The following is a 12,110-nucleotide window of genomic DNA, read 5'->3' on the forward strand; positions in this document are numbered from 1 at the left end:
GAAGCGCCACTAGGTCGATCCGATCATCTTGCGGCCACGAGCCCCGGGCGACACGCCGCTTTAGTCCTGCTTGAACGCTGGCCAGGAGGCAGCAGCCGGGTTGCGGAACGCGCTAGCAGCAAGGTGCTCTAGCGCAACGTATCCTGGACAGGACGGGTCGATGCGATGAGCGCCTTGGTGCGCTCGCGGGCGTCGCTTACTTGTGCGGTGACCTCATCGAGGTTTTCCAGCTCGACCTGGAGACGCTCGGGCGTCAGCTGGTCGTTGGGTATAATATCGAGGTTCATGCGCCGGATCACATAGAAGGCGAGGCTCGCCCGGACAGGGAGCCCCCGCCCGCCACCTGAAAGGCCGTAATCGAGTTCGATGGCGCGGCGCTGCTCGGCCGAAAGGCCGCTGTGGGGGCGGAGTTTCAGGGTGACGATGGTCGCCCATTCCAGGTCGTGCGCCGGCTCGTATTCCACCGCAGGTCCCGCCTCGATGTGCTCCATGCGCGACAAAAGGAAGTCCCGGAAGTCTTCCTTCTCGCAGCACCAGGCGCGGACGTGCCATCTGTACCCGTCGTACGCTAGCGCGTGAGGCGCAATGCGCCGGCGGCGCGCGCCCTTTAGAGCGTGATAGTGCGTGTCGATCGACGTGCGATCTCGAATGGCGGCGAGCAGCTCCCGTAAGCATTCGGGCGACACGCTGCGCGCGATGTCTGGCGCGATCTCGACCGGCGGAAGCTCGCGAAACCAGACTTCGGACCGCGGGAGAATGTTTGCGAGGGTCGCGCGGATCTGCAGCAGGAGCCTGTCCGCGGAAGGGACGAGGAAGCGCGGCCGGAAGTCCGGTCCCGGGCGGTAGCCGCGGGCGGTCTGCTCGAGATTGTCGCCGGCGATTTCTCTGTAATTGCGTAGATCGACCGACGCTTGAGGTGTCGAGATATCGAAGACGGTCTCCAGGTCGCTGCGGATGACGCGGCCTTCCCAATAAGCCTTCCATTCAAGGAATTCGAACCGTCGCCGCTGGGACCAGCTGCGCCGCGCATCGCCTTCCGACATCCTAACCCCTATCAAGACTTGACCCCTATCGAAATTATAGCCCTATATTTCCGATGCGGGTGCGATTCCCACCATCCGTGGTTCCGGGCCGCAGCGCAATGCTGACCCGGGTCGGACAAAGATAGGAGGGGCGGGTCGGCCCCCACAGCGAGAAGAGGTTGGCGATGGCGAAGAATACCGGACAGGGCTTCAGGCGCGGCGGAGTCACGGCGAGGACTCAGTTCCAGCGTGGCGACGGGCTCTTCCAGAAACGGAACGAGCGCACGGGCGAGTTCATGGAAGTCAAGCAGTCGGGGGGCAAGTTCAAGGGCGTCGCCCGCGAACCCGACGGCCGGGACACCAAGAACGGCTAGTGCGCATGGCGTCGGGCGACTTCCTCCCTTCCACCGACGATCTGCTTCGGCGGATAGGGGAGGCGCTCGACGCCGGAAGCCCGCTGCGCGTCCACAACCAGGGCTATGTGCGGCTTGCGCCAGACCGGCCAGCCGAAATCATCGAGAAGGAACCTAACAATGCGCGACCGCCCCAGAGAAGATCCCAGGCCCGATCACGGCAAGGGGCCCCCCGACGGCAAGGGCCGTCCCGAAGATCCGGGTCGCCCGGTGCCGCATCACGGCTCGGCGACCATCAGGTTCGCGCCGCGTTCGCAGCGCAACTGGCTGAACTAGAAGAGGCCTACCCAGGGGTCCGGCTTCTGCAGGACCCCGATGGTCTTTGGCTGCTCGCCGAGAGCGCCGTCCTGGCGGACCTTTCGCGGCGCGCCGTCTTTCTGATCGCCTTGCCCGATCGCGCCGGCCCGCGGGCCTGGGGGTTCTGGCTAGAAGACGACGAGGTCCGATGGATCGGGCCCAGGCACACCAATTTCGAAGATGGATCGATCTGCGCCTTTGCGCCTGCGGACGACGCCTGGTCTGCAGGACGGCCGCTTACGACATTGCTCGATCTCTACACGGTGTGGGCGCTGCGCCATCTACATCTCGAGCGCTTCGGTCGCTGGCCCGGCAAGCAATACGCCCTGACGGGCTCCGATCCGCGTCTGCAGGCATACTACCGGCTGGTCGAATGTCGCGATGATGAGCTGTGCGGCTGCGGCTCGGAAACGACGCGGTACGCCGACTGCTGCAAGCCAAGGGATCAGCGCCTCAACATGATCGCGCTGGCGACGTTCTTCCTGCGCAGAATGCAGGGTGGGTTCCAGGCGCGAAGGCCGCAGGCGGGCATCGTAGAATTTGCAAAGGAGCGTGAGGCGGCACCGGCTCTGAAGGACGCCCATATCGAGCTTCGCAGCTCATCGGCGTGAGACGGCGTCCAGATGTCCAGGGTCACTCGCCCAGCGCCTGCTTGCACGATCTTGAGCGCCGTAGGGGAGGCTCGCCGCTGCACCGCTCCCAAAAGCCGACCTATACTTAGGCCCTGAGGGAGAGCGGCTGAGGATCTGTAGTCGCCAGGTCGAGGAGGCCCGCAACGCCCTGTATAGCAATGGTCCGGGGCGGTGAGCTTCTAATCGATCCTACATCTATCGGCGGCTACCAAGCGTAGCGCTCCGCTATGGATGGATTGCTCAGCAACCTGCGTGGATGGGAACGCAAGGCGTCCACAAGCCAACCGACGCCTACCCGCAATTTCGTATTCCTGGGACCGAGCCAAGGTCCGCTGCTGGCGCTATTCAGTCTGCCCTGACCGCCCCTCCGCGGCTCGCAGTTGCGCCCGCCCGTGCTGGGCGAGCTGCGTGTAGAACTGTATGTGGGCGTCCAGCACGGTCAACGGGTCGACCGCTGCGATGGCGTCTTGCATCTCGTCGTCGAACTCATCGACGCTGCTCGCTTGGATGAGCATGAACTTGTTGTGCGCGAACGCGTGGGCGATGCGCGGCTTTTCGAGGAAGAAGGCGGCCAGGATCGCGAAGTGGTCGAGCTTCAGGATCTCGGCGAAGAGCCGGATGCGCGTCAGCGATAGGCTCGTGCGGCCGTTCTCGAAATCCTGATAGGCGCGGGTCGAAAGTCCCATGCGCGCCGCCATCTCGGGCGAGCGGACCCCCCGCATACGGCGAAGCGGCTTGAGTATCAGCGGCGCAAGCTCAGAGAACTCGGCCTCGGCCGGGCCCTTCGCAACCATATGAGGTCCCCTGTCACCAACGCGACTTAACGTGGAGTAAGGGGCGCGAGAGGGGCGATCAAGCGGCGGAGTCGAAGTCGCGCTTGGCCGGCAGGTGAGGCGCTCCCGAACAGCAGAAACTCTACCGATCGCCGACGGGCGAGCCGTCTTGGATGCGCGCTCTCACGCCGAGCGTGGCCGCCGCCGGCGAGCGCAAATCCGGTGCCCGGCAGGATTTCTGCCGACGCAGTGCGGAAGAGCTGCCGAGTATTCGGAAACAAAACAGTATGCAGGTCATTCTGGGAACATCTCAGTGCTTTTGGCCATTCCATTTGAGGCAAGTAAACGCAGGACTGGTCTCAGTGGGCGTGGGTCTTCGCATAGTGTCCGCCGTTGGCGGCCTGATGATCGGGCTGCAAGCAGCGACCCAGTTCGTCGGTTGGACATTCGCCTGGTCGCCGGCGCTAGGGGCAGGGCTGCAGGTGTCCTCCGAGCTCACGCTCTACCCGCCTTGGCGGGTGTTGTCCTGGAGACGGGAGTTCATGGGAGAGGCGCCGCGGGTGTTCGCGTCCGCGAGCTCACTGCTGCTGCTCGGTCTCGCGGGCGGGTTGGGTCTGGCGGTGCTCGCGGACGGGCAGGGGACGTCCACCCGCCGTATCCGCGGCTGGGGCGGCCTGACCGACGTGCGGCGCGCAGGCCTCTTCGCGAGGGCCGGCTGTGTCGTGGGGGAACTGGGCGGGCGGCTCCTCATCACCGCGGACCTGCGCCCCACGCTGGTCACCGGCGGCACGCGCAGCGGCAAGGGCCGAGGGCATGTGGTTCCCAGCCTGCTCAGCTGGTCGGAAAGCGCCATGATCCATGACCCCAAGGGCGAGCTCTGGCAGGTGAGCTCGGGCTGGCGGGCGAGGTTCTCGCACACGCTGCGCTTCAATCCACGCGACCTCGGGTCAGCGCGATGGAACCCGCTGGCGGAGATCCAGCCGGGCGCGGGCGAGCTTGCGCAGGTGCAGCGCCTCGTGTCGATCCTCTCCGATCCCGGCGGGGTGCGGGACGAGGAGGCCATCTGGGACAAATCGGCCTCTGAAATCCTGGAGGCCGTTGTCCTCCATGTCCTCTACACGGCGGACGACGCAGCGAAGACCCTGCTGAAGGTGCGTGAGCTGCTCGCCGATCTCGACGAGGCGGCCGAGGTCATGCTGCGGACACAGCACGTCCTTGGCTCTGACGGGGCGGCTCAGACGCATCCCTTCATCCGCACTGCGGTGAAGGGCTATGCCGCGATGCACGACCGGTTCCGGACTTCGGTGCAGGGGACGGCGCGCTCTTACCTGAAGTGGCTGGCCGGCGAAGACGTCGAGCGGACTTTGTCGGGTTCGGACTTCAGCGTGGGCGACCTGATGTGCGCAGAGGCGCCGGTCAGCCTCTACGTCCAGCTCGCGCCCGCCGACGCCGCAGCGCTGCGGCCGCTGGTCCGCCTGCTGTTCTATGCGGCGGCGCAGTCGCTCACCGCCCATGAGCGGACCGACGCCTCCGGCCGGGCCAAGCGCCACAAGCTGCTGATGGCCATGGACGAGTTCCCGCTGCTCGGTCGGGTCGAGTTCTTCGAGAAGAGCCTGCGCCTGATGAGCGGGTACGGGCTCAAGACGATGTTCGTCGCCCAGAGCCTCAACGACATCGTCGAGACCTACGGCTCCAACAACACCATCCTCGACAACTGCTACATCTACACCGCCTTCGCCGCCTTGGATCCCCTGACCCAGGACAAGGTCTCGCGCCTCACCGGGACCGTGGCGGAGACGAAGGTGAGCCGAAGCGGCCCGGCAGGACTGGGCGGGGGCCGCAGCTCCGTTTCGCGCTCGGAGGTGGAGCGGCCCTTGCTTGAGCCCGGCGAGGTCCGCGCCCTGCCGGACGACGAACAGCTGGTCTTCGTCGCCGGCCTCAAGCCCCTGCGGACGCGCAAGCTGAAGTACGACGCGCGCGAGCCGTTCCGCAGCCGGGCCGCTATCGCCGCGCCCGCCGGCGCCGTGGACACGCCCGGCCGCACGGAGCACCCCTGGGCGGGGCGCCGCGCGCTGGGGGAGGACGCCGCGGCGGTCCTGCCCCGGTTCAAGGAGGCCGTGGCCGCCATGGACGACCGCAAGGCGGCCGCCAAGGTGGCGGAGATCTACCAGAAGGCCGCCGAGGACCTGGCGGCGCAGGACGCGGTCCTCGACCGCTTGCAGGGAGGACAGCGTGGCCAAAGCTGAGAAGCCGACGCCCAGGGTGCAGGTCTACTTCGAGAATCCGAAGACCGAACTCGCCCTGCGGCGCGAGGCCCGGGCGAACCGCATGACGCTCAGCCGGGCCGCGGAGCAGGCGATCGCCAGGGGCCTGCTGCGCCGTCCTGCCGCCGATCCCGAGGACCGGCTGCTGTCCCTCGACCGCGCGCTGCGCGACCACATGCGCGCGACGGCGCGCGACATGACCATCGTGCAGGAACTGCTCGTGGAGTTCGCGCGCGCCTTCTTCTCGCGGCTGCCGGACACGGCGGCGGACCAGGACCCGCTGCTCCGCGCGGCGGTGGAGGCGCGGATCGAGCGGCTCCTCGATGCGGCGGCCGCCCGCATCGTCGCCGGCGGAACGCGCCGCCCCGACGAGCCGACGGAGGCCGAGCCGCGCTCCTTTTCGAGCGCAGGATGAGCCCCGAGGCGCTGGCCCGGGCCCGCAAGCGCGAGGCCCTCGATCATGCGCTCGGCGAGGCGGTGCTGGCGGCGCTCGCCGACCCTGCGGTGGTCGAGGTGCTGGCCAACCCGGACGGCCGCCTAGTGGTTGACCGCCTGGGGACGGGTCGTGAGCTGGCGAGCGCCAGTCTGTCGGCCGAAGCACGGGAACGCGTCATCCGACTGGTGGCGGAGTACGTGGGCGAGCCGGTCACACGGGAGGATCCCAGGCTGTCTGGCGTGCTCCCCTCGGGCGAACGCTTCCAGGGATTCCTGCCGCCGGTCAGCGCCCAGCCCGCCTTCTCCATCCGCAAGCGCCCGGCGATGGTCTGGACGCTGGAGGCCTATGTCGACACCGCGGTGATGAGGCCCGATCAGGCCACTGTGCTCCGCCGCGCGGTGGCCGAGCGACGCAACATCCTGATCTCGGGGGGAGCCGGCTCCGGCAAGACCACGCTGGCCAACGCCGTGCTCGCCGAACCGGAGTTCGCGCGCGACCGGGTGTTCCTGATCGAGGATACCCCCGAGCTGCAGTGCTCGGCGTGGGACCTCGTCTCAGTGCTCACGCGCCGCCATCCCCAACCGATCACGGTGGCGGATCTCGTGCGCGACGCTCTGCGCATGCGGCCAGACCGGATCGTCGTCGGCGAGGTGCGCGACGGCATGGCGGCGCTCGAGACCCTGAAGGCCTGGAATACGGGCCACCCGGGCGGTGTGTCCACCATCCACGCCAACTCCGCGCGCGAGGCGCTCAGCCGGCTGGAGGACCTGCTCCAGGAGGTGGTCCGATCGCCCTCGCCCCGCATGGTCGCCCAGGCGGTGAACGTGATCGTCCATATCGAACGGACACCCCGTGGCCGCGTCGTCAAGGCCGTGCTGGAGCTGCTCGGGGTTGACCGTGGCGGCTACGCGTTCGGACTCTGAGTTGAGCCGCGCCGGCTTCCTGCCCTCGCGGCCCCCGCTACAACTTTGCCGATAGCGAATTTCCCCTCGGCCGCGACGCGTCGTCGGTGACGTGTCCGAAACTTGGTTCCAGCGCGGCGCCGACTTGGCCGCGACGTGGACATAAGTCGTTAACAACGCTGATAAAAATCCACTGCAAGCCCTGTTGACAACTCGAATCAAGGTGCGCTTGGATTGCAACCAGAGCGCGATGACGCGCTGAGGATTGCACGAATGCGCAGGATCTTCCTCCGCGGCCTCAGGGTCGCGACGACTGCTTGCGGCCTGACGATCGCCGGCCCCGCTTTGGCCGGCGGCGCTGGCATGCCGTGGGAAGGGCCGCTGCAGCAGATCGTCGAGTCGGTCACCGGTCCCGTGGTCCAGGCCGCAGCGGTCGTGGCGGTGGTCATCTTCGGGGCTGGGATCGCGATGAGCGAGAGCGGCTCGGGCATGCGGCGGGGCCTCGGCATCCTCTTCGGGCTGTCGATCGCCTTTGCCGCCTCCACCTTCTTCCTCGACTTCTTCGGCTTCGCCGGCGGCGCGGAGGTCGGGTGATGCCGGACCATCAACACCGCGAAGGCTGGGACGTCCCGGTGGCCCAGGGGCTGGCCGAGCCCGTCCTCCTCGCCGGCATGCCGCGCGACTACGCCGTCGTCATGGGGACCGTGGCGCTCGTGCTGGGGCTGGCGCTGCGCATCTGGTGGCTCGGCCTCCTGTGGTGGGCCGCCGCGCATGCCCTCGGGCTCTATGTCGCGCGAGCCGACAAGCGATTCTTCGACGTCCTGCGCCGCCATCTCGGGCGGCCCGGCCACCTGGACGCGTGAGGCTGGCATGCGCTTCCTGGACGAAGCCCGCCGCCGCCCCGCGACCCTGGCCGACCACCTGCCCTGGGCGGCCCTGGTCGCGCCCGGCGTCGTGCTGAACAAGGACGGCTCCTTCCTCGCCGCCATGAGCTTCCGCGGCCCCGACCTGGAGTCCTCGACCGAGGACGAGCTCATGGCGGTCCGCGCCCGGCTCAACAACGCCCTGAAGCGCCTCGGCACCGGCTGGTGCCTGCACGTCGAGGCGCGGCGTCGACCGGCCGATCCCTACCCCTCGAGCGACCCGCCGCTGCCGGCGGCCTGGCTGCTGGACGCCGAGCGGCGGACCCTGTTCCAGACCGCTGAGCCCGCCTTCGAGACCGACTTCCGGCTCGGCCTGACGTGGCTGCCCCCGGCCGACGAGACCCGCCGGATCGAGCGGGTGCTGTTCGACGGCCTGGCGCGCGGCGCGCGGGACTGGCGGGCAGCCCTCGAGGCTTTCCAGCGCGAAGCCGACGCCATCCTCGACCTGGTTGCGGACAGCTTGCCGGAATCGCGGCGCCTTGCGGACGGCGATCTCCTGACCTGGCTGCACGCCTGCGTCTCGACCCGCGGCCACCGGATCGAGCCTTCCGAGGCGCCCGTCTTCCTCGATGCCGCCTTGGCGGACGATCCGCTGACCGGCGGCGTCAGCCCCCGGCTGGGCGGAAGTTGGCTGAAGGTGGTGTCGGTGCGCGCTATGCCGTCGGCGACCCGGCCCGGGCTCCTCGATGCGCTATCCTCGCTCCCGTTCGAGTACCGCTGGACGGCGCGCTGGATCGGCCTCGACAAGGCCGACGGCGAGCGGGAGATCACCAAGCTTCGTAAGCGCTGGTTCGCCAAGCGCAAGGGGGTGGGTGTCCTGCTGCGGGAGGCGATCACCAAGGAGGAGGTCCCGCTCCTCGACACCGACGCCGCCGGCAAGACCGAGGAGTGCGATGGTGCGCTCGCGGCGCTCGGGTCGGAAGCCTGCGCCTACGGCTACCTGAGCCTCACGGTCACCGTCATGGACGCCGACCCCGGGCGAGTGGCGGAGAAGGCTCGCGCCGCGGAGATGGCGCTGAACGCCCAGGGGCTGGTCGCGCGGACCGAGGATCTCAACGCCGTGGAGGCCTGGCTCGGCGCCTTGCCGGGCGAGCCCTACGCCGACGTCCGCCGCCCGCTCGTCAGCACCCTGAACCTCGCCGACCTGCTGCCGCTGTCGGCCGTCTGGGCAGGACCCAGCCGCGACGCCGGCCTGGACGGGCCGCCGCTCGCCGTCGCGCGCACGACCGGCGCCACCCCCTTCCGCCTGGTGCTGCATGTGGGTGACGTCGGCCACGCCATGGTGGTTGGCCCCACCGGCGCGGGGAAGAGCGCGCTCCTGTCCTTCCTGGCGTTGCAATGGTTCCGCTACCCCGGCGCGCGGGTGGTGTTCCTCGACAAGGGCCGCAGCGCCCGCGCCGCGACCTTGGCCTGCGGCGGCGCTTGGCGGGCGCTCGAGCCCGGCTCCGAGATCGCGCTGCAGCCGCTGGCGAGGGTGGACGAGCCCGTCGAGCGGGCCTGGGCCGCCGAGTGGATTGAGGACGCCACCGCCAAGGCGGGGGTGGCGATCACACCGCGGCTTCGTGAGGAAGTCTGGAGCGCCCTGGGCACCCTGGCCGAAGCGCCGGTGGTGCAGCGGTCGCTCACGGTGTTCTGCGCCCTGGTGCAGGACCGCGCCGTGGCGGCCGCGCTCGAGCCGCTGACGCTCAAGGGGCCGCACGGGAGCCTCTTGGACGGCGCCGGAGCGACGCTCCCCGAGAGCGCGTTCGACACCTTCGAGCTGGAGACCCTGATGGCCACCCGGACCGCCATGGCTCCGGTCCTGGGGGCTCTGTTCCACGAACTGGAGCGCGGATTCGACGGGCGGCCCACGCTGCTCGTCCTCGACGAGGCCTGGCTCTTCCTGGACGACACGGCCTTCGCCGCGAAGATCCGCGAGTGGCTGAAGACCCTGCGCAAGAAGCGCGTCGCGGTGGTGTTCGCCACCCAGTCGCTGGAGGACGTGGCCGCCTCGGCTATCGCGGCCAGCCTCATCGAATCCTGCCCGACGCAGGTGTTCCTTCCGAACCCGCGCGCGCTCGAGCCCGCTTCGGCGCCGCTCTACCAGGCGTTCGGGCTGAACCGGCGGCAGCTTGAGCTCATCGCCTTCGCGACGCCCAAGCGCGCCTACTACTGGCGCCAGCCGCAAGGCCGGCGGCTCTTCGATCTGAAGCTCTCCGGCGTCGCCCTTGCGCTCTGCGGGTCGTCCTCGCCGGAGGACCAGGCCCTCATCGACCAGGTCCTCACCCGCTCCGGACCCGACGGGTTCGCGCGCGCCTTCCTCGCAGCGAAAGGGTTTGCCCATGTGGACTCGCTCTTCGACACCCTCGTCGAACCGCAGCTCGCGGCGGAGTAGCTGGGCCGGGGCCATCGCGCCCCTCGTGCTGGCGCTTGCGGCCTGCGCGGAGCCTGAACCCGCGCGCGCCCAGCAGGTGGTGTTCGATCCCAGGAACCACCTGGAGAACGCGCTGCAGGCGGCCCGGCAGCTTGAGAGCCTGGCGAACGAGGCGCGCAGCCTGGCCAACCAGGCGCGTGAACTGGCGAAGTCGCCCTACAGCCATCTTGGCGAGACGAGCGAGACGCTGCGCGACATCGGTGAGCTTGCGCGCTCCGTGCGCGGCGTGGCGGCCGACGTCCAGGGCATCCAGCGCGACTTCGAGAGGATCTACCCGACCGCGGTGGACGGCCTCGATCCGCGCCGCGCGCTGGAGCAGGCGAGCGCGCGCAACACCCAGGCGCGGGAGACCGCCCAGGATCTCGCCCGCACGGCCGCCGAGCTGGAGCGTCTGAGTCGCGGACGTACCGGACGGCTCGAGGGCGCCCTCAACGCCAGCCAGCGCGCGGACGGTCAGACCGCGGCGATCCAGTCCTCCACCCAGGTGCTGGCCGTGCTCGCGGAGGACCTGGGATCGATGCGGACCCTGCTCATGGCGCAGTCCCGGCTGCTGGCCGCCGAAAGCGCGCGGCGCGCGGCGGACCGGGCGGCGAGCGCCGAGGCGCGGCGGCAGTTCTGGGGACGCCAGGCCGCAACGCCGGCGAACCCCGACTTCGACCCCTATTCACCAACGCGTCGGTGAGCGGGCGCTATGGCCGACGTGAGCATGCAAACCCCGAACGATCTGATGGTGGTGTTCTCCAATACCATCTCGTCGGGCTTCGCGGCGCTTCAGGGGCCGGTGAACGGCGTTTTCGGCCTGATGATCGCCCTCGTGGTGGCGCTGACCGGCATCCAATGGGCGCTGTCGTCGAACCGCGAAGTCCTCGCATCGGGGTTCGGCAAGGTCCTGCTGATCGGCGCCTTCGCCTACATGATCAATGATTGGGAGCGTCTCAGCCTGGTCGTCCAATCCGGCTTCGTGGACCTCGGCCTCACCGCCGGCGGAGGCGGCCTCTCCCGCGCCGATTTCCTGAATCCCGGGGCCATCCTCCAGCAGGGCTGGGAGATCGTGAAGACGCTGGGGGAGACGCCGGCCCCGGTCAACAACCCGATGGACGTGATGGGCAACCTCACCGACGCCCTCATCCTCGGCCTGGCCATGATCGGCATCATGCTGGCCTTCGCCGTGCTGGCGCTGCAGATCATCGTGACCCTGCTGGAGTTCAAGATCGTCACCCTGGGCGGCTTCGTGCTGCTGCCGTTCGGGATCTGGTCGAAGTCCTCGTTCCTCGCCGAACGCCCGCTCGGCTTCGTGGTCTCGTCGGGGCTGAAGGTGCTGGCGCTGGCGATCGTGGTCTCCGGCGCGCGCTCGGTGTTCGACCAGCTGCAGCCTTCGGCCAACCCAGACCTCTACGAGGCCCTCGCCATCCTCGCCGCCTCGCTGCTCCTGGCGATGCTGGCCCTGTTCATCCCGAACCTCGCCGCGGCCCTGGTCACCGGGGGCCCGGCGCTGGCCGCCGGCTCCGCCGCGGCGGGGGCGCTGGCGGTGGGCGGCGCCGCTGCGGTGGCTGTCGCAGGCGTCACCGGCCTGGGCGGGACGGCGGCGAGGGTGCTTGCGCCCACCCGCGCAGCGGCGGGCGCAGGGCAGGGACGCCCGCCGAGCGCGCCGGGCGCTGGGCCGCCCCGGCCCTCGAACGACAACCCGCCGCGAGGATCGGGCGGCGCTCCTGCGGGCAGCGGGACGCCGGCCGGGGTGAGCGAATCGCCCTCCCGTTGGACGCCCCCGCCCTCAGGACCCGCCGAGGCGACACCGCAGGCGCAGGAGGCCGCGCCGCAGGCTTCGCCCCAGATCGCGCGCGAGACCGAGGCTGCCGGGAGGGCCTTCCATCGCGCCTTGGACGCCGAGCGCCAGCCGGCGCTGGGCGCTCTGCGATCCCGCCGCACCGCCGCCGTTCAGGCGTTCTTCGCCGCCAACGCCGGCCGCGCGCTGCTGCCGGGCAACGAGTCGTCCGGCGCGCTCGCGCCGCAGCTCAAGGACGAGGAGTCGTAGTCC

12 protein-coding genes are annotated in these 12,110 nt (G+C 69.5%); 10 read left to right on the forward strand and 2 right to left on the reverse strand.

The genetic code is table 11. The annotated features are described in order from the left end of the window. Window positions 1-128 precede the first annotated feature (128 nt). Window positions 129-1,043: a helix-turn-helix transcriptional regulator gene (locus AC2D8W_RS14970; RefSeq protein WP_484672178.1), complete on the reverse strand. Its 915-nt coding sequence runs from the start codon at window positions 1,041-1,043 to the stop codon at window positions 129-131. Between the two features lie 164 nt (window positions 1,044-1,207). Between AC2D8W_RS14970 and AC2D8W_RS14975 the strand changes: the two genes are divergently transcribed. Both AC2D8W_RS14975 and AC2D8W_RS14980 read left to right on the forward strand, forming a co-directional pair. Then, complete coding sequence (locus tag AC2D8W_RS14975; protein ID WP_484672179.1) at window positions 1,208-1,396, forward strand: hypothetical protein; 189 nt, start codon at window positions 1,208-1,210, stop codon at window positions 1,394-1,396. 5 nt (window positions 1,397-1,401) lie between these two features. After that, window positions 1,402-2,343 carry a hypothetical protein gene (locus AC2D8W_RS14980; RefSeq protein WP_484672180.1) on the forward strand — a complete coding sequence of 314 codons (942 nt, stop codon included), beginning with the start codon at window positions 1,402-1,404 and terminating at the stop codon, window positions 2,341-2,343. A gap of 362 nt (window positions 2,344-2,705) precedes the next feature. On the opposite strand, the gene AC2D8W_RS14985 is transcribed toward AC2D8W_RS14980, so the two are convergent. Then, complete coding sequence (locus AC2D8W_RS14985; protein WP_484672181.1) at window positions 2,706-3,158, reverse strand: helix-turn-helix domain-containing protein; 453 nt, start codon at window positions 3,156-3,158, stop codon at window positions 2,706-2,708. A gap of 521 nt (window positions 3,159-3,679) precedes the next feature. Between AC2D8W_RS14985 and AC2D8W_RS14990 the strand changes: the two genes are divergently transcribed. The 8 genes from AC2D8W_RS14990 to trbL all read left to right on the forward strand — a co-directional run bounded on the left by AC2D8W_RS14990 (window position 3,680) and on the right by trbL (window position 12,107). Then, window positions 3,680-5,383: a type IV secretory system conjugative DNA transfer family protein gene (locus tag AC2D8W_RS14990; RefSeq protein WP_484672182.1), complete on the forward strand. Its 1,704-nt coding sequence runs from the start codon at window positions 3,680-3,682 to the stop codon at window positions 5,381-5,383. Next, window positions 5,370-5,816 carry a hypothetical protein gene (locus AC2D8W_RS14995; RefSeq protein WP_484672183.1) on the forward strand — a complete coding sequence of 149 codons (447 nt, stop codon included), beginning with the start codon at window positions 5,370-5,372 and terminating at the stop codon, window positions 5,814-5,816. The genes AC2D8W_RS14990 and AC2D8W_RS14995 overlap by 14 nt, the downstream gene beginning before the upstream one ends. Then, window positions 5,813-6,760 (forward strand): P-type conjugative transfer ATPase TrbB, encoded by a 948-nt coding sequence (trbB, locus tag AC2D8W_RS15000; protein WP_484672184.1) that lies wholly within the window; start codon window positions 5,813-5,815, stop codon window positions 6,758-6,760. Before AC2D8W_RS14995 ends, trbB begins: the two co-directional genes overlap by 4 nt. 252 nt (window positions 6,761-7,012) lie before the next feature. Further along, entirely contained in the window at window positions 7,013-7,333 is a 321-nt protein-coding gene (locus tag AC2D8W_RS15005; RefSeq protein WP_484672185.1) for a TrbC/VirB2 family type IV secretion system protein, read from the forward strand. Continuing rightward, window positions 7,333-7,602 carry a VirB3 family type IV secretion system protein gene (locus AC2D8W_RS15010; RefSeq protein WP_484672186.1) on the forward strand — a complete coding sequence of 90 codons (270 nt, stop codon included), beginning with the start codon at window positions 7,333-7,335 and terminating at the stop codon, window positions 7,600-7,602. Before AC2D8W_RS15005 ends, AC2D8W_RS15010 begins: the two co-directional genes overlap by 1 nt. A 7-nt stretch (window positions 7,603-7,609) precedes the next feature. Further along, window positions 7,610-10,036, forward strand: a complete 2,427-nt coding sequence (gene trbE / locus AC2D8W_RS15015; RefSeq protein ID WP_484672187.1) for a conjugal transfer protein TrbE — start codon at window positions 7,610-7,612, stop codon at window positions 10,034-10,036. A gap of 25 nt (window positions 10,037-10,061) precedes the next feature. Next, a complete protein-coding gene (locus AC2D8W_RS15020) occupies window positions 10,062-10,757 on the forward strand; it encodes a TrbJ/VirB5 family protein (RefSeq protein ID WP_484672188.1) in 696 nt (231 codons plus the stop codon). 24 nt (window positions 10,758-10,781) lie between these two features. Beyond that, window positions 10,782-12,107 carry a P-type conjugative transfer protein TrbL gene (gene trbL, locus AC2D8W_RS15025; protein ID WP_484672324.1) on the forward strand — a complete coding sequence of 442 codons (1,326 nt, stop codon included), beginning with the start codon at window positions 10,782-10,784 and terminating at the stop codon, window positions 12,105-12,107. Window positions 12,108-12,110: the final 3 nt, after the last annotated feature.

The organism is Phenylobacterium sp. T106 (genome assembly GCF_057219735.1).

Bases quoted from the DNA above. Each gene is read 5' to 3' on its own strand.
- AC2D8W_RS14980 (WP_484672180.1), top strand. From the start codon at position 1,402: ATGGCGTCGGGCGACTTCCTCCCTTCCACCGACGATCTGCTTCGGCGG.
- trbL (WP_484672324.1), top strand. From the start codon at position 10,782: ATGCAAACCCCGAACGATCTGATGGTGGTGTTCTCCAATACCATCTCG.
- trbE (WP_484672187.1), top strand. From the start codon at position 7,610: ATGCGCTTCCTGGACGAAGCCCGCCGCCGCCCCGCGACCCTGGCCGAC.
- AC2D8W_RS15005 (WP_484672185.1), top strand. From the start codon at position 7,013: ATGCGCAGGATCTTCCTCCGCGGCCTCAGGGTCGCGACGACTGCTTGC.
- AC2D8W_RS15010 (WP_484672186.1), top strand. From the start codon at position 7,333: ATGCCGGACCATCAACACCGCGAAGGCTGGGACGTCCCGGTGGCCCAG.
- AC2D8W_RS14970 (WP_484672178.1), bottom strand. From the start codon at position 1,043: ATGTCGGAAGGCGATGCGCGGCGCAGCTGGTCCCAGCGGCGACGGTTC.
- AC2D8W_RS14985 (WP_484672181.1), bottom strand. From the start codon at position 3,158: ATGGTTGCGAAGGGCCCGGCCGAGGCCGAGTTCTCTGAGCTTGCGCCG.
- AC2D8W_RS14990 (WP_484672182.1), top strand. From the start codon at position 3,680: ATGGGAGAGGCGCCGCGGGTGTTCGCGTCCGCGAGCTCACTGCTGCTG.
- trbB (WP_484672184.1), top strand. From the start codon at position 5,813: ATGAGCCCCGAGGCGCTGGCCCGGGCCCGCAAGCGCGAGGCCCTCGAT.
- AC2D8W_RS14975 (WP_484672179.1), top strand. From the start codon at position 1,208: ATGGCGAAGAATACCGGACAGGGCTTCAGGCGCGGCGGAGTCACGGCG.